Source organism: Exiguobacterium sp. OS-77 (assembly GCF_000414195.2).
Classification (GTDB): Bacteria; Bacillota; Bacilli; order Exiguobacteriales; family Exiguobacteriaceae; genus Exiguobacterium_A; species Exiguobacterium_A indicum.
Map to the genome: position 1 here is coordinate 428,531 of NZ_DF239008.1, position 24,836 is coordinate 453,366.

11 protein-coding genes and 1 riboswitch are annotated in these 24,836 nt (G+C 43.4%); of the genes, 7 read left to right on the plus strand and 4 right to left on the minus strand.

All coding sequences use genetic code 11. The annotated features are described in order from the left end of the window. The first annotated feature begins 157 nt into the window (after window positions 1-157). Window positions 158-1,132 carry a tyrosine-type recombinase/integrase gene (locus EXG77_RS02180; RefSeq protein ID WP_052017081.1) on the plus strand — a complete coding sequence of 325 codons (975 nt, stop codon included), beginning with the start codon at window positions 158-160 and terminating at the stop codon, window positions 1,130-1,132. 52 nt (window positions 1,133-1,184) lie between these two features. Continuing rightward, window positions 1,185-1,661, plus strand: coding sequence for a hypothetical protein (locus EXG77_RS02185; RefSeq protein WP_035395905.1), 477 nt, complete (start codon window positions 1,185-1,187; stop codon window positions 1,659-1,661). 506 nt (window positions 1,662-2,167) lie between these two features. Here EXG77_RS02185 and EXG77_RS02190 read toward each other — a convergent pair. Continuing rightward, a complete protein-coding gene (locus EXG77_RS02190) occupies window positions 2,168-3,244 on the minus strand; it encodes a YheC/YheD family protein (RefSeq protein ID WP_035395908.1) in 1,077 nt (358 codons plus the stop codon). 285 nt (window positions 3,245-3,529) lie between these two features. On the opposite strand from EXG77_RS02190, the gene EXG77_RS02195 reads away from it, so the two are divergent. From EXG77_RS02195 to EXG77_RS02205, 3 genes are all read left to right on the plus strand, one after another. After that, the gene (locus EXG77_RS02195) at window positions 3,530-5,290 is read left to right on the plus strand and encodes a hypothetical protein (protein WP_145981722.1); all 1,761 of its coding nucleotides are present in this window, start codon (window positions 3,530-3,532) and stop codon (window positions 5,288-5,290) included. A 299-nt stretch (window positions 5,291-5,589) separates the two neighbouring features. Then, window positions 5,590-10,635, plus strand: a complete 5,046-nt coding sequence (locus tag EXG77_RS02200; protein WP_035395914.1) for a hypothetical protein — start codon at window positions 5,590-5,592, stop codon at window positions 10,633-10,635. Between the two features lie 185 nt (window positions 10,636-10,820). Beyond that, window positions 10,821-12,215: a trypsin-like peptidase domain-containing protein gene (locus EXG77_RS02205; protein WP_035395916.1), complete on the plus strand. Its 1,395-nt coding sequence runs from the start codon at window positions 10,821-10,823 to the stop codon at window positions 12,213-12,215. Between the two features lie 147 nt (window positions 12,216-12,362). On the opposite strand, the gene EXG77_RS16280 is transcribed toward EXG77_RS02205, so the two are convergent. Continuing rightward, a complete protein-coding gene (locus EXG77_RS16280; RefSeq protein ID WP_158581847.1) occupies window positions 12,363-12,536 on the minus strand; it encodes a hypothetical protein in 174 nt (57 codons plus the stop codon). A gap of 204 nt (window positions 12,537-12,740) precedes the next feature. Continuing rightward, window positions 12,741-12,817: riboswitch (cyclic di-GMP riboswitch) on the plus strand. 12 nt (window positions 12,818-12,829) lie between these two features. Between EXG77_RS16280 and EXG77_RS02210 the strand changes: the two genes are divergently transcribed. Both EXG77_RS02210 and EXG77_RS02215 read left to right on the plus strand, forming a co-directional pair. Continuing rightward, the gene (locus EXG77_RS02210; protein ID WP_035395919.1) at window positions 12,830-13,600 is read left to right on the plus strand and encodes a transglutaminase family protein; all 771 of its coding nucleotides are present in this window, start codon (window positions 12,830-12,832) and stop codon (window positions 13,598-13,600) included. A 105-nt stretch (window positions 13,601-13,705) separates the two neighbouring features. Continuing rightward, window positions 13,706-19,336 (plus strand): SpaA isopeptide-forming pilin-related protein, encoded by a 5,631-nt coding sequence (locus tag EXG77_RS02215; protein WP_035395922.1) that lies wholly within the window; start codon window positions 13,706-13,708, stop codon window positions 19,334-19,336. A gap of 399 nt (window positions 19,337-19,735) precedes the next feature. Here EXG77_RS02215 and EXG77_RS02220 read toward each other — a convergent pair whose 3' ends face one another. Further along, window positions 19,736-20,644, minus strand: coding sequence for a hypothetical protein (locus EXG77_RS02220; protein WP_035395924.1), 909 nt, complete (start codon window positions 20,642-20,644; stop codon window positions 19,736-19,738). Between the two features lie 154 nt (window positions 20,645-20,798). Continuing rightward, window positions 20,799-24,725, minus strand: a complete 3,927-nt coding sequence (locus EXG77_RS02225) for an immunoglobulin-like domain-containing protein (RefSeq protein ID WP_035395926.1) — start codon at window positions 24,723-24,725, stop codon at window positions 20,799-20,801. Window positions 24,726-24,836 lie beyond the last annotated feature (111 nt).

The window sequence follows — 24,836 nt, forward strand, 5'->3', positions numbered from 1 at the left end:
GAGGAGACGTCCAGTAGAACGGTGGGGAGATGTCCCGTTCCCCGATTCTGTTTTCACCAGATATGGAGATGTATCTCCGCGTAAAAAAACGGGGTTTCGGGGATTTTTGTATTCTCATCCCCCGAAACCCCAAAAATAATCGAGAGGGGATGGACCCATGATAGCGGGAATGGTAAACGGGGAACGCGAATCCTTCCGACGATTCCTCTATGAACAAGGACGCCAACCGAGTACGATTGCTAGCTATGTCGCAGAAGTCGAGAAGTTCAGTGGACGAGGAACGTTTTCTTCACGAGAGGATATCCTGTCGCACAAACAATGGCTTCTCGATCAAGGTAGGAAGGCAGCGACGATCAATAAGTTCCTCAATGCGATGACTGCCTACAATGACTTTCTGATAGCACAAGGCAAGCTAGATCGACGATGGATTTACTGGAGTGACCGGATCAAGGTGGCACAGGGAAGTCATCAGGTCGATGTATTGACGGAGGAAAAATTTCGTCGGGTCCAACAAGTCCTACCGTCCCTGTCTTATCGGAACCAGTCACTGATTCATCTCTTATTGTATGCAGGACTTCGAGCAAGTGAGCTAGTCGAGCTACGCTTGTGGCAGATTGACTGGATAGGACGAAGTATCGAAGTCCATGGGAAGGGAGATAAGGTCCGTGAAGTCCCATTACGCGAAGATACGCTACGTTGTATACGTCAGTATGTGGAGGAAGAGAGAACGAAACATCGTCAGGCGGTAGAGAGTCCGTATCTCTTCTTGAGTCAACGAGGGGAGCGATTGACGCGAGGTGGTCTATCGGATGTTCTGAGAGCACTCGATACCAATGTTGGTCGTCATCTCTATCCACACCTCTTTCGTCATACGTTCGCGACACGATTGACACAGAAGCATGTTGATATTACCTTCATTTATCTCGAGAAAAAAGACAAAGTGACTTATCGTAGATTAGAGCACGAGATAGAAAAATTGTTTCTGGTGATTTGGTTCAATAGTACTCAGTGTGCAGTACACAAGTCTATCGCTTCTAAACAAAAGGGAAATTGGATTGTGATAAAACAATTTGCTATATTAATAAAATTATTGAAGAAAGAAAAAAATGGAAATGGTATTCTGATTATATGAAATCATTGTTTTTTCAAATAAAAGTTCAATAAAGAAATGGAGTAAGAAAATCATGAACAAAGTTGTATTTTCCATCAGTCTCATCTTCTTTTGGTTGAAAGGTGAGATTGAAGTCGATTCTCGTTTCGTCAAGACGAACTTGACGAACACAATCCTCGGAATTATTCCTGCTGGTCGCGATCAGCAAAGCATTCCATTAAAAAACATTTCGGGTTCGATGTTATCGACTAAGTATCGTTTTAAACCGATGATTGTTGGATTGTTTGTGGCGTTTTTTGGATTTTCAGCGATTGCTAGTTCGTTTTTGACTGGTTTAATTGTGTTCGCTTTTGGTGTTTGCATCGTATTGAGTAGCGTTCAAACGACGTTACGAATCGAAAAGTCAGGTACGCCTTACGAAATCCAAGTACCGTTCTTCGAAAAATCAAAAATGCAGGTCTTAAACGGACTTATTCAGAATGCCTTGGCTGCTGATACGGACAAGACAGATTTGAATTTGTTCTTCGATCAGAAAAAACGTCCGATATAAAAGACTGTAAAACGAAGTGAAAACAAAGTATTTGATTTGAACTTGATCTAAAAACTGCCCTATAAAAGTTGGATTTCCATCTCCAACTTTTATAGGGCAGTTCAAATTTGTACTTTTTATAGATAGTTTATACAACCTTTCGATATCTACTATAAATTGTAGTGAAGTGTTGTATGTAAAAGATAGGTTGAGCACCTGTAACTTTTTACAATGAGATTTCAGAGTATTCGATGTTCTAGCTGGAGAAATAGGTCATCGGATATTGTTAAACTCTGAATTGAATCAAGGTATCAAAGAAATGAATGAAGGTATCAAACTGTGTAAAGTTAGTTATTATCTCGGTTTTGTATAGAAATCTTTTTAGGTTGTGTAGCTATGATTTAAAGATTCTCTGAGATGAGTCCCTCACCAAATGAAACTAAAGTAATGACTTATGTAAAAAAAGAAGTGGCTTAAGACCTGAATCTAATTTAGAGGATTCAGGTCCATTAATTTTAATTGAAAGTTCATTGTCCAACTTTAAAATAGCGACCAAATCGTTGCTCGATAGGAACGCCTGCAATCGCTTGCGATACAGCATCAGCAAAAGGAATCAAGGCTTCTGCCCGACGTTGTTCGCGTTCTTCCTTATATGCAATGATTTCAGGTCCTGTGTTGGCTTCAAAAAATCGAAGGGCACATGTTTCGTCTAATGCAAAATCAAGAGCGAGCTCGGGTAAGGTGAAGGGATATAAAGCGTCGATGGCCTTCGCTAGTAAAAGACTTTGTTCAACGAGTGCGCGATGCATGAAGGCACCTTCATGATGTGACGATTGAAGAAACGCATCAGCTCGTTCTGTCTTATAGCCACTTAAGTTCGTGATGAACCGTCCTTTTTTTGCAACGTCCGCAATGGAAGCGAGCATCGTCCATTGACCAGAGGAGTCTCGAACTAAGTGCGTGCGTAGATGGAAAGTTTCGCCGCTTGCCGTGCGTGATATTACGAATGGCTGCAGGATGTAGTTGCCTTGTTCGACTAACGAGAGGATCCACGTTTGCAGTTGTTGATATGTATATACATGACGCTGATCTTGAATGGTTACAGAATAGCCGACACCTGCCGCTTTGGTAATTTTATATATTCCTGTTCCTTTAGAAGCATTAGTTGGTTTTAAGACGATGACATTGTGTTTCTTTAGCTGTGTTAGAAATCGATCGAATCCTGTTAATCGTTCGGTTGGAATGAATAACGTTCCCCACGATCCCGCGTCTTCTAGTTTTTGTTGAAGCACATACTTATCATCAATTAGGTGAAAGAAATGAGGAATGACTTGCTGAAGACGTAGATCTTCTTCGGGATGCGCTGATTGTGAAGGAACAACACAGTTCTCATTTAAGAGTAAAGACGGAAACGGAATCGATTGGCGATGCCACTCCCCATCATATACTTCTGCTTGAATGACTTGAGTATCAAAATCAATATCTTCGATCGTGCAACTGGCCACCTGTTGTCCTAAATGCTTAGCATATTCGATGTAATGATGTAATCGTTCTTTTGGTAGAATCATGCGAGGTGATTTTACATTGTTGAATAAAACAATCATGCGATTCAACTCCCTTAAAATATTTCATGTTATTACCATTATTGTATGTCATGTCAAAGTAGAATGGTTAGAAAAAATGAGTCGAAAATGATTACGTACTTGTCTCCACTCTCTTAATATATACATTTTTAATGCATTCCAATTAACAAATAAAAGGAAAGCGCTTTATCGACAAAATCATTTTAAGTGATTGTAAATATTTTCTTTTGTTTTAAAAAATGGAATTTTATTATCCTTGAATACGTTAAACTATGAATGAAAGTTAGACGAAAAAGGATGATAGGCATGAGAAAAATAATGATGGCTTTACTTGGGGGAATCATATCTTTTGGAGGGGTATTACCTGTCGCAGCAGAAGTCACTCTACCGTTAACCGGATCATTCGGGTTATCGGGACAGTTTCAAATCGTCAAAGGACAAGAACGCGTTTGGGAGTGGTCTTCCTATCAACAACTTAGTCTGATTGACCTTCAAAGTGGAGAACGCATTCAGTCGCTCGCTGGTAGAGAATCATCAATTGAAGGGTTCGATGTCTCGGACGATCAAACACGACGTGTCGTAATAAAACAGGGAGTGCTTCATGTCTACAATGCTTTTGGAACAAAGGTTCAAGAAGTGTCAGAGATTGTCGACAAGGAAGACAAGATTACCAAGTTCGTTGACGTCCAGTTCATTCCGAATACGCATACGGTCGTATTACTAACGAAGAATAGTGGGCACTGTCAACTTCTTTCGTATGATTTAGATACGGAGCAACTCATTAGTAGTCGTGGAACTAGTCCATACGGTCAATTGTTAACCGCACGCGATCATGTTGCTGTCGTCTATTCGTCTGCTGTATATCTCTACACTGCTGACTTGACGTATACAGGCGTCATCCATGCGAGAGAAGAAGATGGGATCGAGGCATTTGACATGAATGACGAGGGACTTCTCGTCATCGGAGAACAGGGAGTACCACAGCCTGACGTCTATGATTTGAATCACGGTCTCGAAAAGACACAGACGAATGAGCAGTTTGTGATGGGAAGTGACGTTTCCTACAGTGACATTGCGATTGATGAATCAGGAACTTTCATTGCGGTCACCTCGTCCGGAAGTGATCGTCCCTTCTCGTTATTTGAACGAGAGACGGGACGGCGTATTCATACCTCGCTCGACCACAATCAAGATTATTCCTATCAATCAGGTGTTGAACTCAGTAACAAAGCACGTTCCATCATCGTCGAAGGATCTAACCAGACGAACATCTACAGTGGAAAAGCATTATCGACACGACCGATTGCGATTCAGATACCGAAAGCCCGTCAACGCATAGATCGAGGGGATTCAGAAACGTTAGCACTTGAAGTCACGCGAGCTGACGGAAAGACTTCTCTCGTCAAAGCAGGTGTCACCTGGGAGACGGATCATCCAGAAGCAGCCTTCATTCAATCAGGCAAACTGCACGGTGAAGCAGAAGGAGACTATACCTTATCTGCGACCTATGAGGGGTTCATGGCGACTGTCACTGGTAAGGTCTCACCACCGAAGCTGTCGTCGCTAAAAGATATACCGTGGTTAGAGCGTCACCGCCAATCACTGCTCGATCACCAATCGTTTGAAGGCTTACCGGTCCTGTCCTCGGCCTATTCGAAACTTAGAGGAACGAAGGGAAAGATGATCATTCCAAAAGAGAAGGTGAATATGAACGGCAAATGGAAAGGCAGTATCCTTGCTTCACGATATCCACGTCCCTTAGAACATCAGCCGAATCGGATTGAGTTGCTGACGATGCTCCCAGCACTCGAACAGCGCTCGATTTCAAAAAAGGAGATTCAGGTCGTCTTTGGTAAACCAGTGACCTCAAAAACGTACGCTCCTTCCATTTCGTATCAGTTTTCAAAGTCTAATCAGACATTCGCGAAATATACTATCCAACGTGTCGATCACTATCGATTAAACGATCTCTCCGTAGACGTCTATTTTGACAAAAAAGATATTGCGCGGTTCATCACAGTGAGTAAGCAATCCTCAGAAAAAGGGAAGCGAACGACTTTACCATGAGATTTTCGGATTCTCGAATTCAAAACATGAAGCAGGTGGCGCGTGCATACGTCACCTGCTATTTTATTTTCAAAAGAAATTATTCAGTTTTAATGAGTTCGCCTTCTAAATGCAATAAAATTTCGAAATGGTGGAAATGAACAATTTGATTTTTTTATCAACCTAGAAATAAAAAGTTTATAAAGGGATAATATGTAAAATATTAACCTTAAATGTATATACAAAGGCATTTTGTTCTCCTATTCTATTCATAGCATCATCACTATGGGTAGGAATACCTATCATCAGGAGGAAACGAAATGCCATCATCATTCCATCGGTCCATGACACAGGTCGCATTGGCGGCCACGCTATTTTCCATCATTCCGACTCCCGTACTATCGGTACAGGCAGCGACGCATCAATCGGTCAAACAAAAAACAGCGGGTAAGATGCTGAAGCTTAGCTCACTGACGCGGATTGACCAACAGTCCTTACAAATCGGGAAGAAGACCTATCAGCTCTCAAAAGCACAAGCGACATTCTTCCAAAAGAATAAACATATATTAAAACAAGCACGCCTGGCGTTTACCTACGACACAAAAGGACGTGTGTTACGACTACATACGATTGAATTGAACACTTCCGGAAAACCATCCAAATCAAACAAGAAACTGGAACGCAATCTTGTGTTGGAAGGACTTCAAACGACGCTGACAGGAAATCTAATCATCAACGCGGATTACGTAACGGTTCGTAACATCAAGGCGGTCGAAGTGAATGTATCGGATCGAGCTAAGACGCTCGTAAAAATGACCGGCGTTCAATCGACGCGTCTGCTTCACGGCAGCAAGACGAACAAGGTGACGAAACAGGCGATCACGAAACCGAAGCTGGAACTCGATCAAAGTACGTTTCAATCCGTTGAGTTGAATCGAAAAAATACTAACGTCCTCTTTGGTAATCAATCTCGCGTGAACACAGTCAACGTCCGAGCGAACGGTACGTTACACATCCTGAAGGGACAAAAAATCTCTCGAATCAACACACAGGCGGATGTCAGTCAGTTAACACTCAACGGATCGATCGGGACGCTCGATTCCGAGTCCAAACAGTTAAGCGTTACCGGAACAACAAACATCGATCAACTGGTGACGAAGCGAAGCAATGCTACCATTCACATGAATGTATCTGGTGACGTCAAGCAAGTGACAGCGGTCGGAGACCAGTCGCAGCTGCTGTTCGGAAAACAGGTTACAGTAGAGACTCTCACTCTCGAAAAGTCAGCTCAGTATACAGGTACGAAGCCTGTGAATCGTGTGGATATTAAAGGCGGAACGGTGTTACTCGATGCCCCTGTGATACAACTACAAACGCTCGACGAGACGGCATTGACGTTAGGTCAAAACATCATGATTGAGAAATTGATTGCGAATGCTTCACTCCAAGTCGGTGGTGGAAAAGGGATCGGCACACTGACGCTCGCTGGTGCTATGAAAGAGTTGACGCTGAACACGCCAACGAATGCGATGCAAGTTCAGACGACAGGAGCGACGCTCTCGATTAAAGGAACGGCACCGGTCGAAACCGTCACGCTCGACTCTTCTTCGGCAACAAGTATCGCGCTGCCGCATATAACGAAGATTGAAGAAACGGCAACGAACAAAGGAACAATCGACACAGGAACAACGGTCGTTGATGAGGTGAAGGTCGAAGAGACACGCGTCATTCCACCGACAAAACCTCCGGTCGATCCGCCAGCGCCACCTCCTGTTACGCCACCTGTCACACCTCCAAGTGGTGGTACTGGCGGTGGAGGTGTCGTTACACCGCCGAGCTTTACGAAACTCCTCAATAATTACCTAGATAGCGCAAGTAATACGCGATTCGAGATCACGGAAGATGTGACGATTGACGGGCGCAAGATGACGACCGCGAAAACGTTTTATGTACCAGAGGGTATCACATTGACACTGACGGGAAACATACGTACGGATGACGGTGAACTCACGATTCTAGGTGGGGGGACAGTGGACGTCAAAGACGCTACTTGGAACATCGAAGAGTGCAAATCCGGACTCGCATTCTCGAACACGTTGACATGGGAGACACCGTTGAATGTCGCGGGTCACACAGTACATCAGGATAGTGATTTGACGCGACTTTATCACGCAGATAAAGTTATTGGATCAAGCAAAGAGTTAGCCGATGCCATCGCTGAACAAAATGAAACGGAACAAGCGGCACAGGGCAAACTTTGGTTCATTCAAAGTGGAGACTATGCTCTGAAACCAAATAAAAATATCACTCATGGTAATCAGACTGGATACTACTTCCCGATTGTTCAAAAGGATCTTCGAATCGTAGGGGAAAAAAACACACGTCTCTATGGGGATGAATTCAGTGAGAACGGCAACTGGGCGACTCAGAATCTGATTACAGTCATCGCGGATGGCGTCACACTTGAGAATATGACGATTATGTCGAAAGTTGATGTTAATAAAGTAATCGAAGTGCTTGGTGCGGACTTTACGTTACGTGATTCTCACATTATGCCGAATACATTGGCCGAGACAAATGAAGCTGATCAGAATTTTGCTGGCAGCATTTACTTCAGTACTGGGGGAAAAACGACGACAGCGACGATCGAGAATACAGAAATTGACAAGGGGAGAATCACGACAACTGGAGCAAGCTCGAGCTTAACGCTTCGATTACAGGATATCAATGTGAATTATGCAAAAGCATCAGTTGAAGGAGATAAGTATTTTCCTGTAATGAATACCAGTGGAGCAAATATTGAGGCAGACAATCTAAAGGTAACGGTATCGAACCGCAGTGCGGCGGAACTGACACCATTACTTGCGAATCTACCAGAAGGTACACAACTTGATTTGAACGACGGTACGTACGCCTTGGCAGAACAACTGACGATCACAAAAGGCATTACGATCAATGGATCAGGAGCTATCATGGAGCCGTCTGCTGCGTTCAAGAAGACCGGTAGTCGCCCGCTTGATAACCTTGTGTCGATCAATGAAGTGAAAACACCAGTCCAATTGAATGGTCTGACGTTCCGAAAATCGTATGCGACAGGCGTACAAGCGTATCGTTCGTCGGACGTAACATTACAGGAGATCAAGAGTGTTGAGAACGCGGCAGCAGGACTGATCGTCAACGGATCGAAGGTGACGGCAGCAGGGTTGCATACGTCAAAAAATGCTTGGTATGGTGTCAATGTCGATTCAGGTGTAAATGTGAATGAGGTCTCGGACTTTACACTGAAATCCGGTGTGCTGGAAGAAGAATACGAGGTTGTCTCAGATGTTGCCAATCAGCAAGTACGCGTCAATGTTCCAACATCGTTCACAGAACATGCGATCGAAGGAACGACAAAGAAATACTGGTCGACTTCTCAGGACAGACGCAATGGTGTTTATGTCGTTAGTTCAAAAGAGACGAAACAATACCCGACGCCACAAGCAGCTGTGAGTGCCGCTAAAGCAGGTGAGACGATTCTGATTAACGGCATGATAGCACTAAAGGAACAACTGGTCATCAACAAAGCGACCACCCTGAAAGGAGAACGGAACGGTCTCTTGATGCCAGCAGCGAATTTCAAGATCGTAAAAGCGGACGATAAGGACTACAATCCATCGAAGAACCTGATCTCCATCGAAAACGTCACAGAACCTGTCTCGATTCAGAATCTGACGATTGAGAAGTCACTTCGCTCTGGTATCCAGGCGTATCAATCAAAAGACGTGACGCTCGAGCAAGTCAAGCTCTTAAACAACACAGCAGCAGGGCTAGTCGTCAACGGATCAATCGTTACAGCAAACGGACTCGAAACGGAGGGGAATCTCTGGTACGGTGTCAACGTCGATCAAGGAACAGGTGTCACGACACCGGCGAAGTTCATTTTAAATCGAGGGAAACTATTAGAAAAATTGGCAGTTTATGCGGATAAAGGTCTAATCCAAGATAAGGTTGAAATCGATCTCGGTGAGAACGGAAACGATTACTACCGCGTGCAAGGCGAAAAGGGAGTAGCGTACTGGAATGAGCTGCCGAAAGGTGTCTATGTACAATCCATTGCAGGATCAGAACGTCAGTTGGTGAGTCATCAAACGTTGAATGAAGCTGTTTTAAAAGCAGGAGCGGGCGATACGGTCTGGCTCAATGGAGATGCGAAAGTCATGACGCAAGTTTTGATCAATAAGGCGCTGAACATCCGATCTTTCGATGGTCGAGCACAAATTACGCCGTCTGAAACATTCTTAAAGACGACGGACGTCAACAGCGAGAACTTGATCACGATCGACGCAGGAAATGGAGCCGTCCTACTTGAGAATCTGGACGTCGTGAAGTCGGCTCGAAACGGGATTAACGTCTATCGTTCTTCAAACGTCAGCCTTAAAAATGTCACGAGTCGGGAAAATGAAGCAGCTGGTTTGATCGTCAACGGTTCGACGGTCAAGGGTCAGCCATTCCATACATCGGGAAACAAATGGTACGGGGTGGGTGTAGCTCCAGGCAAGGGAGTGAAAGAATCATCCATCTTTAAATTAGAGAGCGGGGATCTGGCAGAAGAATATGCGATCGTTGCGAGCCCTTCTGACACACGAAATGTTTCAGTGACAGGGGATTATACGGAGCATAAAGTGGAAGGGGCATCGTCGTACTGGACGAAGAGTGACGCAAAGCGACTTCCAGGATTCTATCTTGAAAACAAAAGCACTACCCGACAATTTCTGACGTTACACCAAGCGGTGAATGCCGCACAAGCTGGGGACACGGTCATCGTCAATGGTCAACATCTCTTACATGAACAGCTCGTGTTGGATAAAGCGATCACGCTTCAAGGCGAGAATCATGCACAGTTAGGACGGACAGACTATTTCAAGTCACAAACGAATTCGGCGAAACATCTTCTATCAATCGTCAATGTGAAAGAAGCAGTTCAAGTAAAAGACATGATCATCGAAAAATCAATCGGGAGCGGCATCAACATTTATCGATCCCAAGACGTGACGCTTACGAACGTGACAAGTCGCGATAATGACAATGCTGGTATCATCGTCAATCGATCGCGTGTAACAGCAAATAACGTCAATACATCTGGAAATGATTGGTACGGTATCAATGTCGCATTAGGCAGTGGAACGGATTCTGACTTACCCGCTCACTTGATCTTCAAGAGTGGTCGACTCGAGGAAGTAGGACAGATTGTCTCTGAGGATTACGTAGAAGGAAACAAAAACATCATCGTCGACGCGGAAGGATTTACGAGAGGACAGACGAAAAAAGATGATAAGACGTTTACGTATTGGACGGATAAAATAACAGATACACAACCGCGGTAATTTGATTAGCCACCTTGAATACAGGGTGGCTTTTCCTAATTATGTGATGCGCGGAAATTATTTTAATGGGATGCAATCAAAAAACTAAAAATAGATTTCCATCATGAAAAGAGTACTCCGAAAATCGTGCTTCGAGAGTTGATATCATGAAGTAAGGAATGAATTAAGGAAGGGGAGTATGGAGGATGAAGAAATGGATAGGCGTAAGTAGTCTGTTGATCTTGTTGTTTTTCTTTTATACAGCAGACTCGGTATCAGCTGCGAGCTTAATTGTGTCTCCTGAAAAAATGACACTCGTCACGGGACAAACAAAAACGATACAAGTGAAAACAAAAGGAATTTCTAAACCGAGCTATAGCTGGAAGACATCGGATCGTAACGTGGTAACCGTTTCAAAAGGAAAGGTAAAAGCGATTGGAGCGGGCAAGGCGACGATTACGGTATATGAGCAAAAAACGAAACGAAAACAAATCGTTGCGGTGACGGTAAACTGGAAAAAACTTGACGCACAGGCAGCTTTTAAATCCGTTAATCCGTCTGTTGCATATATTGAAATGATAGATAGGAACGGTGACGTTACTTCATTAGGGAGTGGCTTCGTCACAAAACAAGGAGAAGTCGTAACGAATCACCATGTCGTTTCAGGAACGGATAATGAGAGAGCACGTATTCATTTTCCGAACGGAATGATCTATGAGGCAAAATACGTCAAAGCAGTGAATGAACAATTAGATTTAGCTATACTGGATGTCCCGCAAATGGTGAATATCGCTTCCTTGCGTACATCAAAAGCAGGAAGTACGGGTTCTGTTATCTATGCTCTCGGGAGTCCACAAGGTGTTCGTAATACAATCACTCAAGGCATTCTTAGTAATCGTAGAGTATACATAGGAGGATTCCCTTATATTCAATTCAATGCAAGTATAAATCCTGGAAACTCAGGAGGACCTCTTGTTGATGAATATGGTAGAGTCATTGGTATCGTTAAGATGAAGCTTAATGATTCGGATAGTATGAACTATGCTATTCCTTACGAACAATTAGATACCGTATTGCGAAAGCGTCAAACGATTTCGGATATCCAACAGCAACTTGTTGAGATACCAGTTGTTCAAGGGGAAGGAGAATTAGACGAACAGGAATTAAATGATACGTTCGATCAAGCAGATATCATTCCATATGCACAAGGTTCGATTTCGGGTACGACATTTGATGACGAGGATGTGGATGTGTTTAGCTTTCGTATTGATAAACAAATGAAGTTTTTCATAGCAGGAGATTACGGAAGTCGATTAGCCGAATATTTTTACATCGGTCTCTACGATGTGGAAGGTGAGCCGATTCAGTACAGTCAACCGTTTAATTATGAAGGAAACTCATTGCAAGGGTTATCAACAGACCTTTCACCAGGAGTGTATTCAATTGCTGTATTCTCAAAAGAAGGACTTAATCCAACAGATTACCAGGAAACTCCGTATCAATTGTTATATCAACTGTCATCGGGTCAGTCAACGAACATTCTGAAGTCAAAAGAAATTATTCAGAATATCGAGCGTATTTTACACGACAAGAAAAAATGAGAAACTAAAAATACATTGATTAGAATGTTACTTTGAATTAAATAAAAAATAGCAAACGACCTAAGTTACTTTTTACAAAGCACTTAGGTCGTTTGCTATTACTCACATCTATACTATGCAGAAGCAAATTAATTTTTATGCTTTATCTTATTTTTTATTTTGAATGAGTATACGAAATTCGTACAAGAAAACGGATAGAATCACGACAATCAGAATTGCGGCAAAGCTAGTCCCTTTTGGTAAATCGAGTGTAAAGATGACGATGGATGCGAAGATGACGATCAATAAAGAAATCAGATAGTCTTTTTTTCGATTCGACATACGTTCACTCCTTAAAGATTTGGCATAGTCACTAATTTTACATTATTTAGTATAACATATTAATCAGATTAATCTTGTGAGTGAGGTAGTTCTTCGTAAAACGGGGTAATTATAGAGTGAAGTAATAAAAAGCAGTATTTACCTAATTTTAAAGTAGAATTGAAAATTTTTCTTTTAATATGTTACTTTTATCCTGTATGACCTCACTGATAATGGCAAAGCTCAGCGAAAGCTAGTGACGCAAAACTATAGGGCCTTTCACATGGCAGCCAGTTCCCAAAGGAGTGTATCTCATGAAAAAAGTCTTTTTCGGTATCTTGTTTTTATTGTGTCTTCAATTGGTCGTATGTGAAACATCAATCATGGCAGCTCCTCGCATGAAAGTGGAGACAACGACAGGAAAAGTCGATGTCACGGTTTCAAAAAACGAGACGGGCTATCTGAAGCTTGAAATCAGAAACGGTCTTCAAGTCAGACATTACGATTTGTTCAAAGGCAGTAATCATTTTAATCTCCTCTTTGGTAATGGAACATATACGCTCTCCACCTTCCACTCGACAGATGGAAAGCGCTATAAACGAACAGCACGTGAAGTTTTCAGTGTGCAACTGGAAAAAGAAACGTCACCGTATCTCCATGACATTCAAAATATCATCATCAACGATCAGGTTTCTCGTCTTGCGACGTCCTTATCGCGTCCATCCTATTCGATTTCTCAACAAACCCTTGCTACAAGCCGATATGTCCGTCAACTCATCAAGTATGACGCTAAAAAACTAAAGACATTACCCGCTCGCTACCTACCTGATAACTCAGACACGTTACGTAAGAAACGCGGAATCTGTTATGATTTCGCTTCTTTGACAGCCGGATTGTTACGGAGTCAAGGTATCCCGACGCGCCTTGCCATGGGTACTGCGAAAGGCATCAAGGGTTATCATGCTTGGAACGAAGTCTATATCGAGGGAGCTTGGCGAATCATCGATGTGACACGTGACGTGACAGAACATAAGACGACGAATTACCAAAAACGATCTGACTATACGATGACACTTGATTACTAAGCGCAATAAAAGCTCATACTTCTGACAGATTTTTTTCTGTTTCTGAGATACCTCCTGTTCTATAACTTGTGTGGTCTACGGACAATGAGTTAGGAGGAAACTTGCATGAGAGTATGGCTATCCATGATATTAGCGGTATTCCTCGTCTTGCAGCCTTTTGCAACGACAGGTCTCGTATATGCGACAGGAGATACACCTCCTGTTTCAAATGAGGAATCCACCAGTCCAGTTCCAAATGCTGAAGTAAAAGAAGACACCACGAAAGATTCTGAAACTGCAGGCTCCAGTACAGAAGAACCCACAGCAAAGGAATCATCTGAAAATACATCCACCGAGGTAAAAAAAGAGCAAACAACCGAGGTGAATCAAAAACAATCAGTAGAAGAAACTACTCAAGAGGAGCCAGCTACGAAAGACGAAGAACAATCGTCTTCTTCGATGAAGATGTTGGCTCCATCGGCTCCTTTGGCGGATGATAAAATCATGGTCATCACAGATAATATCTTAGATTCTTATCTGCTAAATATTACTACATCAGATAATAAGGTTACCGATGTAGCGACGACAGAGTCAGTCGTCGAAATCAAATACAAGTGGTCAATCCCGAATGGTCACAAGTACACAAATGGATCGACATTTTCCTTCAAAGTCCCAGACGAATTGAAGATCTACGATATCGTAAAAGACCAACCGTTGAACTTTAACGGAGTATCTCTTGGGACATTCAACGTGGACCTTGATGGAAACGCGACGGTTACATTTAATGAAAAAGTGAATGAATTCTCAAATATCAATGGTGAACTTCAAATCTTGACTCAAATCAAAGAGACGGTGTCCATTTCGGAAGAGAAGACCATCACAATTGAACCAATCAAAGGAAAAGAAACAAAAGAAATCCGTGTTGCGTTACAAAATGTGGGAAAGGATATTGCGAAGAGCGGTGTCCCGAATCGCGTGTACAATGCGGAATCAATTACATGGAACGTTGAATTAAATAAAGGATTAAAAGATATCAAAAACGCGATCTGGACGGATGCGATACCAAGTGGATTAAAATTCGTTCCGGGAAGTTTGAAAATCGAGCGTCTTGTATTAAAGATGGACGGATCGATCGACAACAAAGAGGACGTCACCTCGAAATATACGCTCGATGAAACAACAGGGCTACGTGTTGATTTCGGCACAATGACGAATGCGTACTTGATCACCTTCCAGACGATGATTGAGGATGAAGAGGCGGCGAAGTTCGTCAATACGACAGCACTAACAGGGAGCGATTTTAAAGAAGTGACAGCGAGTTCGACTGTCGCGATTGGTCGGGGAACGGATTTAGTTAAAAAAGCGACCCAATATGATGACGCGACACAGACGATCACATGGACAGCGGATATCAACTATCGTCAACGTGACTTGAATTCATTAGTGATCACGGATGAATTTACGAACACGCATCAACTCGAAGATGTAACGCTTTATGAAATTGAATTAGATGCGAACGGAAAAGAGAGTAATCGCACTAAAGTTTCCATTACTCCAGATCCAAAGTCGACTGGTACGACAAACGGATTTACGTTGACACTCCCTAAAAATAAAACAGCTTATCAATTGGTCTATACGACACAAGCGATTGATCGATTGTTAGATTCGAGTAAAGTCGATAACACGATTTCGATTGATGGTCGAACGGATAACGCTTCACAAGCGGTCGGTCAATCCGTCATTCGAAAGACGCATGTTACGCCCGACTATGCTGCTGAAACTATCGATTGGAAAATTGAGTTGAACCGAGATAATAAAGATATGAAAGATGTCGTTTTAACGGACGACTTTACGAACAAGGGCCTGACGTTCTTAAAAGACTCGATTCAGGTCTCCGGAATGACAAAAGATGATTATGATCTGACTCTTACAACAGACGGTTTCATTTTAAAGTTCAAAAACACAATCACTGGTCCTCACACGATTACATATCAAACAACGTTTGATTATCGTCAACGATCAGATATGTCAAAAGAGTATTTAGAGAATACGGCAACAGTTGCTTGGAAAGATAAAGATGATAACGACCGTCAAGCGAAAGTGACGGACCGCGTTGTGCTTTCCGATTATTCTAGAAATAATGGCTTTAAAGGTGGATCATACAACGCCATCACAAAAGAAATCACTTGGAAGGTCGGAATCAACTATCACGAATATCCGACAACTGACTTACAAGTCACAGACACGTGGCAAACCGGTCAAAAGATGATCGAATCCTCTTTCGAAGTCTTTGAGTTGGTTCGCGGGAAAGGTGGAGCAGAATATACAACTGCCACTCTAGTACCTCAATCTGACTACTCCGTCATTTTTGAGGACGGTAAGTTCGTACTAGCCTTTAATAAGTCGACGTCACACGCTTACATGATTACGTATAAAACATCGATTGATCAAACCTTCATTCAACCGACGTATGAAAATGAAGCGGTCGTCAAAGACGGTAATGAAGCATTAGGAGACTTAAAAGCAAGTGTCTCGATTCGATATGGCGGGACATATGCCGACAAATCAGGTACGCAAAACGGAAAGATGATCGGCTGGTCAGTCAAATTGAACTACGGTCAATCGACGCTTCAAAATGTCGTCGTCACTGATACGCCTTCAAATAATCAGGACATCCTGATTGACTCCGTTAAGGTGTATACGACGAAAGTAGCGGTAGATGGAACGGTCACTAAGGACGCGCTTTTACCGCAATCGGAATATACGATTAAAGAAGAAGAACCGATGGGGAAATTCAGTCTGTCGTTCAATCAAGAAATAAATCGTCCGTACATTCTGGAATACGATTCGTTCATCGTCGCTGCAGTGGGAGCGGCAATCACGAACGACGTCGTGTTTACGGCAGATGCTTTAAAAGAAGGTACGACGACGAAGAAGACGACTGTTACGGTCAAACGAACGAGTGGAATGGGAACGTCGTCAGGCGAAACCGGAACCTTGACGATCAAAAAGACAGATGAGAGCGGTACGGAGATGCTCGAAGATGCGTCGTTTGCATTGATCGACAAGGAAAGTGGACGGACTATCCGAACCGGAACGACCGATGATAAAGGAACATTAATCTTCAGTCGTCTTTTATATGGAGAATATACGTTACGTGAAATCAGTGCACCTCCAGGGTATCTTATCGACAAAGCTGATAAGGCCATCACGGTATCTCAGCTGGAATCAAGTGCAAGTATTACCAACAAAAAGATTCGACAAGATGTCACGTTGATCAAAAAGTCTAAGAAAACGAACCAACCTCTTGCGGGTGCTGAATTTACACTCTATGACTCGAACGAGACGGCGATTCGGACGAAACTTGTGACGGATGCAAACGGTTCGTTGACGGTAAAAGACCTCTTACCAGGAACGTACTCTTTCGTCGAGACAAAAGCACCGGCTGGTCATTTGTTGGATCCAACGAAACAATCGTTTACGATCGTCAAGGATCAATTGATCGCGACGTCATTGACTGTCATGAATCAGGCATTCAAGTCGGTTCAAATCACGAAGGTGGATGATGTGACACAAGCACCGCTTGCGGATACGACGTTCAAACTAGTTGATGCCGCCAATCAGACGATACGGGAGAATCTGAAGACGGATGCAAATGGAACGTTATTGATTGAGGACCTCGATCTCGGGGACTACCGCCTCGTTGAGACAAAAGCGTCGGATGGATATATCCTCCTTGGACTCGGAAAATCATTCTCGATCAAACTCGACAGTCCAGATGTTCAGCAACTTCAGATTACGAACGAAAAACAAAAAGAAGTGCGTTTGACGAAAGTTGACGATCAGACGAAGACGCCGTTACAAGGTGCCGAATTCAGTTTGTATGATGCAGCAAATAATGAAATCCGAACAGGTCTTGTTACTGGAACGGACGGAACCGTACTCGTCACGAAGTTGAATCCGGGAACGTATCATTTCGTTGAGACAAAGGCACCGAATGGTTACTTGTTAAACACGACTCGACAAGCCGTCACGGTCACGACAGGACAACGTACGCCGAGCTTGATCACAGTGGAGAACGAACGCAAAAAGTCAGTGCGTTTAATCAAGACGGATGCGATGACCGGTCAACCGCTTGCGGATGCAGTCTTCTCTCTATTAGATGGCCAAGGAAACATTTTACAAACTAATTTGAAGACGGATACGAGTGGTGAAATCCTGGTGACGAATCTCGTACCAGGAACATATCGTTTCGTTGAGACGAGTGCACCTGGCGGCTATATGACGGACGGAACACCGTATGTCTTTACGCTCGTACGAGGAAATAACGATACTGCGATCGTCCGAGCAACAAACGATACATTTAAATCCGTTCGATTAACGAAAATCGATGCATTGTCCTCTGCCCGATTGATGGGAGCAGAGTTCTCGTTGATTAATGCGAGCGGAACAATCCTTCGAACAGGACTTGTGACGGACGTAAACGGTGAAGTGTATGTCAGCGGTCTTGTACCGGGAGACTATGCCTTCATCGAGACAAAAGCACCTAACGGTTATTTGCTTGATTCAAAACAACACGTCTTCACTGTATCGAGTCGTCAAAGTGTGTCGACACTCGTGACGGTGAAAAATGAACAGAAAAAAGCCGTTCGACTCGTGAAGACGGATGCGACGAATGGGAAGCGACTAGCTGGAACAGAGTTTACGCTCCAAAAATCTACTGGTGAGATCATCAAAGAAAAACTCGTGACGGATACGAACGGTGAGATCTACGTCAACGAATTATTACCGGGAGACTATGCATTTATCGAGACTAAAGCAGTAGAAGGATATCACTTAGATGCCACACCACGTCCATTCACGTTGTCGACCGGAACGAATGAAGTCGTAACAATTGAGATGACGAACGATACGTTCAAATCGATTCGTCTGATCAAAAAAGATGGTACGGATGAAAGTCTGCTTTCGGGTGCGGAATTTAAACTATTGGATTCGAATGAACGTACCGTACGTGATCGTCTCGTGACGAATGATTCTGGTGAAATCCTCGTAACAGGACTGACGCCAGGAACATATCGCTTCATCGAAACGAAAGCACCTGCAGGATATGAGCTGGACACTACACCACACGATGTCGTGATCGACAAGAATCAAGCTGATATGGAGCAACTGATCCTCTTCAATGAACGACTCAAGACGCTCATCGTTCAGAAAGTGGATGATGAGTCCGGTGAAGCCTTGAAAGATGCAACATTTGAATTACAGGATGCACAAGGAAAGCGTGTTACTCGTGTAACGACAAACGAAAAAGGAGAAGCACGTATTCCGAATCTTGTTTCCGGTGAGTATACCCTTATCGAGACGCAAGCACCTGTCGGTTATCTGTTAGATTCTGAACCACGGACCATTCGTCTGAAAAGTGGCGGGGAAGCCATCATTCGTGTCACGATAACGAACACGATTGATCCGGATTATGAATTTGAAGACGAGGATACGCCAGGTGGTTCAGGTGATCCAAAAGATCCAAGTAACCCAAAGGACACCACACAACCGGATGATCCGAAAACGCCTCACAAACCAAATGGGGGAACAGATACACCGAACGATGATGGGACTAGACCATCGAATTCAGGCGGCCTTCCTCAAACGGGTGAGTCCGAGCCATTCAGTACTCAGCCTATTGGATTCTTGCTTGCGGCATTTGGAGTTCTTCTACTGTCTCTAAATAGAAGAAAAAAGAGTCAACGCGAAGGTTAAAGAGAGAAAGATAAGAATAGGATTACAAAAAGCTGTCCCGACGTATGTCGAGACAGCTTTTTCATTGTATCTGACATAGGGAAAGATTGATCAACGGAAGGGTAATAAGAAGACAAGGATACTAAAGATAATCACAGCTAAAGAAGGTAGGTAATGCGTGAGACGATTCATGAATAGTAGCTCCTTTTAATTAGAAAATTGAGGAATTAAATTTGGTTTAAAACCAAATAATGTAACCTTCTTTAGTTTAAAGGAAAAAATCTTTGATTATAGGCTCTGATTAACTTTTTATGGAAATGTGTTTTTGGATTAACTCCTTTTCAAGATAATTCTTTAAAGATAGATAGTAAAAAGGAAGCACGACGTATCGATGTCGCACTTCCTTTCTACTACTCCAATTTACTTATATTTTTTTCGAATCGCTTTACTGAAACCATCTGTATCACGATTCCCGACGACGTAGAAGTCAACGCTCGCATCTTTCTTGTACAATTTCTTATTGATTGACATCTTATATGAACCATTACTGCGTGGCTTAGCCTTACCAAGTAGTTTCCATGATTTGCTCGACTTATGATAGACATAAGCTTCGACGCGTACATCTTTGTTCGACACAGAACCCGTTACGGTCCGAGTCGTGCGTGTCAGTGTTTTCGTATCGACGGTTGTTGCTTTTGGAATGAACGTCCGCACCGTGAGATCGATTGGATCGAAGTCGTACGAAATCGGATCTTGTGGTTCTTCTGTTGTATCGCCATCATCCTCTCCCGGCTCGTCCCCTTCATCGCCGTCATCATCACCATCACCTGGTTCGTCTCCGTCGTCTCCTCCATCGTCATCGCCGTAATAAGCGGCACGCGTTACGTAATACTCGTCCCAGCCATCATCCATTCCATCATCATCGCCTGTGTAATCATCAACGCTTACGACTTCAAGGAAATAATTCGGTGTGACGTCAGAAGAGCTGTCTTCGTCCTCCTCATCATAGTCATACTCATCGGAATCAGATTGATGGTAGTCGTAGAAATCCTCGCCGATCAATCCTTCTTCGGGTAACTCGATTGAATAGTTCCCATTCGTATCCGCTTTTGCATGAGCGACTTCTTGAAGATCTTCTTCTTCTGTGTCGTCCGACTGTAAGACGACGATTGCTCCGGCAGGTGCCTTTCCTTTTAAGACTTCCGTCCGTGTGTTGATGTTTTTCGTTTCTACTGTGAATTCGTCCGTCGCTGCTTCAACAGGCGAGAGGTAGACTGCGCTACTGAGACCAAGCGTCACGAGTGCTGTCCAAGTCATACTTTTTTTCATCGTTAAACGCCTCCTTTTTCTGTAGTATAGCAAGGAAATTACTGGATATATTTTCAATTTTGAATGATAAAGAAATGAGATTTTAAAAAACGTTAGTATAGAGAAAATCAAAAATCCCTCTGTACCTAAATGCATACAGAGGGAGAAAGAAGGCTTATTTTTTAGCTGGAACCTTGATGACGAATGGTACCGGTTTAGGCACGTCTCCGAACTTTGCGAACAAGACGACGAGGTGTTCGTACTTGTCTGGTGTCACGACGGCTTGACTTCCTTGAACCGTCACGATGTCTGGATGCGAAGACGTCCAATTGGTGATTGGTTTGGCACCAATACCAAGGAGACCACCATAGCTTTGAGGAAGCGAAGCTGACTTACCTATCGAGAGTGAATCGACGATCGGATTGACGATGCCGCCGAGGACATTCAATAAACTTGAGAGTAAGGATGTCTGAGTATCTTGCGTAGCAAGTGACAGTATACTTGAAGTATTACCAGTCGTCGCAGAAAGCGTGAAAGACGTAATTTGTGATCGATTCTTAACGATACCAAGATTCGTTAAAAGACTCTCATTACTTGATTTCCATGTAAGCGGAGATCCGTTCAATGTAGTCGGTAACTTTAAATCGAGGTAGACGTTCAGCGTCGGACTGACGGCTGCGATGCGCGCGAGATCTTCTTTAAGGATCAGACTAAGATTCCCAGCAATCGTTCCGTCGAAAGTCTTGCTTTTTAGGACGCCGTCTTTCATGATCCATGCCGTCAAAGAGAACGCTTGTGAAGAAACGCTTGGAATGATAGTACCGGTATTACTAATGATGTTCGCATTACTTGATTTCCATGTGATTGGTAGTCCGTTGATTTCAGTCGGCAAACTGAGGGAAGACGTCAGGTTTGTTAACGAAGTGAGAGAGAGATCTTGTAACGCTTTATCTAATAATTTTGTTGGGCTTAAGGGAACTTTAATCCCCGTAATTGTTCGATCTTTTGTGACGCCGTCTTTCGTCGCGGTTATTGTGATATTGACGATTTCGTCAGTGATACCTTGAGTGACGATTCCGCCACTTGCTACGACAGAAGGTTTGTCGGATGTAATCGAAACAGTTATTCCAGTTGGCACTTGAAGAACAATATCACTAACTAAAGTGGTAGGTAAGGTTAATTTGTTTATATACGACAGTAATAACTCATCAGTAGATAATCCAACCTTTGGGACCAATAGGTTAGTAAATATTTTCTGTAATTCAGCACTTCCTTTTTTAGCAATGACAGTAAGCGAAACTGACTCATTCGCATTACTTGGTGTTACCTTCCCATCGTTTGATAATACATTCGTATTATCTGAAGATAACGTAACTTCAATTCCGGTAGGTGGCTGGATATTAAGATTATCATTGAGTAAAGAAGGAATTGATAGTTGATCGAGATACTTTTGTAATTCTTCGGTATCCGTCAATCCACGTTTCGGTACTGAAATTTTTTCAAATTGTTTATAAAGCGATATCCCATTTTTCGAGGCGATGACAGTAATATCAGTCGTTCGATCTACGATATCGCGTGTCAGAATTCCGGTACTAGATAACAGCGAAGTAACGGAGGACTCGACACTAACGGTTATTCCTGCAGGTGGATTTAATGAAAGATCAGTTTCAAGTGATTTCGATATCGAAACACCATTCAAATAGTTCGTCAGTTCTTCTGTGACTGTCAGAGGACGTGCGGGTACTGAGAGATTTGAAAACATCCTCGTCTTTGAAACACCATTCAGCATAGCTGTCACACTGACCGTAACAGTTTGAGCAGTGTCTGCTTGTTTAATAACGCCTGACGTTGCGACAATATCAGATTGAGAAGAGGTCAGGTATACAGTCATTCCTTCCGGTGCGAGAGGCAACTGAATGTTTCGATTCAACGGACTAGCAATCTCGACTTGATCCAAATAAGTATCGATCAAGGCATCCGGTAACACCTCTTGTTTTGGGATCGTGATCAGTGGAAACTCCTTCTTACGAATGATTCCGTCTTTTGACGCCGTCACCGTCACGGAGACAATCTGATCAGTCAGACCGCGTGTCACGCTTCCAGTATTTGAGAGGATAGCTGTATTTGTTGAGAAGAGAGAGGTATCGATTCCCGGTGTCATCGGGGTCGGCAAGTAATAATCAGTTGTCAAAGGTGACGGGATTTCGACCGTTCTCAAGTAATCATCAAGCAGATCGGACGTCGCGTTTTCTTTCTTTGGAATGGTCAAGTTCGAGAAAGTGCGTAATTTAGTAACGCCGTCTTTTGTCGCAATGACTGTTAATGAGACGATTTTATCCGTTTGACCACGGATGATTTGTCCTGTATTTGACAGGATGGATGTATTGGTTGAAGAAAGGGTCGTTTGAATTCCTTCAACTGTCGGAAGACTTAGGTCACGCGTCAACGTACTCGGGATATCGAGTTTGTTCAAGTAATCTGCTAACAGTTCGTCAATCGCCGTATCTCGTTTCGGGACTTGATAGTTCCAAAAACTACGTGTACGTGTCACGCCGTTTTTCGTCGCCGAAACAAGAAATGAGACGGGTTGATCGGTCAGTCCACGTGTCACTTTCCCCGTCGACGAGAGGACATCTGGAAGAGAAGAGGTCAGAGAAAGTGTCGTTCCCGTAGCGGCAGGTAAGACTAAATCCCTTGTTAAAGGATTTGGGAATGTCAGACGACTCAAATAATCGTCTAAGAATAACTCCGTCGCATTGTCAACTTTTGGGACAATGATATTCGAGTAGAGACGTGATTTTTCGAGACTACCTTTTGAAGCCTTTACCGTGAGTGTGACGAGTTGATCTGTCAGATCACGGCGTACTTTACCGTCCGGTGTGACGATTTTTTCGTTTGAAGACACTAATTGGAATGTTATACCTTCTGCTTGCGGCAGCTGAACGTCCTTCGTCAATGGACTTGCCAGCTTGAATTTGTCGAGAGTGAAGTCAATCAGTTCCTCGTCCGTCAGCTCACGTTTCGGAATCGTGATGCCCGAGAAGGAACGTGTTTCTTCAAGGCCATTCAATTTCCCGACGATCGTGAACGCGACGTCCCGTTCTTGATCTGTACGAGTGACTTGTCCGGTAGGCGATAGATTGCCGTCTGTGGAGCGAATGCTAAATGTGGCACCATCCATTTGTGGCAACTGAATATTTTGGAGGAGTGGACTTGGAATCGTAATTCCTGCAAGCAATGCCTTCAAGATTTTTCGTGAGTCTTCCGGTGCTGGAGGCGTGACGACGTTACGAATCGTCACAGTGGAAGGCGCTGCATTTTGCGATCCACTTAAAATCGAGACATCATAGCGTCCGACCGGTAACATATTCGTTTCGATCCGGAAGTATCCTTGGCGATCACGTTTTAGTGGATACATGGATACACGGTCTTTATCGTCGATCAGGTACAGGTGATGTGTCATACCTTTTGCCGGATAGAGGATCCGACCGGTGACCAGCAGTCGGCGACCACTTTCAAACGGCGTATACTTCACGTTTTCATGTTTGACGTCTGAGACGCGCAATGTATTTTTTCCGGTAATCAAGACATTTCGTCCAACGGCTGTGTACTTCACGCTTTTCTTCCCGAAGGACGCTGTCGTCGTCCGTGTCCATTTGAGTGGATACGAATAGCGCTGCCCGCCAGCGAAAATCGTCGATAGCCGTTCTGGAAGGTTGGCCGCTTGATTTTTTCCGACCGTTTTAACAACAGGTGGAAGAATCGATTTCGGATAATTTTTAATCGTGACGTACCAGTAGGCACTCTTAGACGTTCCCGAAACATTTCCTTTTATTTTTTGTTTTCGATCAATGATTTTTTTATCGAAACGAACACTACTCCATTTTACGGATCGGTTCACTTTTTTACCGTTCGCAAGTTTAACACGAACGGTCTTCGGTGGAGAAAGAGGTTTGACCGCAAACACATCACCGCCATAATGGACAGTTGATGCAGGGCGATATACTTTTTTGACGCTGCTTGATTTAGCGGCAGCAACGGATTGGAATGAGGCGGGGAAAGAAAGCAACAGACAGAGAAGAACGATAAGGCTCTTTCGCATGACCAAACCTCCCTAGAAAGTGTAATGTCCAGGCAAATGATTGGCTCTCAGGTGTTGAAGTTCCCTTGTTGTATGTAGACAAGAAAAGTAGAAAAATATGCGATGAACCTA

Bases quoted from the DNA above. Each gene is read 5' to 3' on its own strand.
- EXG77_RS02180 (WP_052017081.1), top strand. From the start codon at position 158: ATGATAGCGGGAATGGTAAACGGGGAACGCGAATCCTTCCGACGATTC.
- EXG77_RS02185 (WP_035395905.1), top strand. From the start codon at position 1,185: ATGAACAAAGTTGTATTTTCCATCAGTCTCATCTTCTTTTGGTTGAAA.
- EXG77_RS02190 (WP_035395908.1), bottom strand. From the start codon at position 3,244: ATGATTGTTTTATTCAACAATGTAAAATCACCTCGCATGATTCTACCA.
- EXG77_RS02195 (WP_145981722.1), top strand. From the start codon at position 3,530: ATGAGAAAAATAATGATGGCTTTACTTGGGGGAATCATATCTTTTGGA.
- EXG77_RS02200 (WP_035395914.1), top strand. From the start codon at position 5,590: ATGCCATCATCATTCCATCGGTCCATGACACAGGTCGCATTGGCGGCC.
- EXG77_RS02205 (WP_035395916.1), top strand. From the start codon at position 10,821: ATGAAGAAATGGATAGGCGTAAGTAGTCTGTTGATCTTGTTGTTTTTC.
- EXG77_RS16280 (WP_158581847.1), bottom strand. From the start codon at position 12,536: ATGTCGAATCGAAAAAAAGACTATCTGATTTCTTTATTGATCGTCATC.
- EXG77_RS02210 (WP_035395919.1), top strand. From the start codon at position 12,830: ATGAAAAAAGTCTTTTTCGGTATCTTGTTTTTATTGTGTCTTCAATTG.
- EXG77_RS02215 (WP_035395922.1), top strand. From the start codon at position 13,706: ATGAGAGTATGGCTATCCATGATATTAGCGGTATTCCTCGTCTTGCAG.
- EXG77_RS02220 (WP_035395924.1), bottom strand. From the start codon at position 20,644: ATGAAAAAAAGTATGACTTGGACAGCACTCGTGACGCTTGGTCTCAGT.
- EXG77_RS02225 (WP_035395926.1), bottom strand. From the start codon at position 24,725: ATGCGAAAGAGCCTTATCGTTCTTCTCTGTCTGTTGCTTTCTTTCCCC.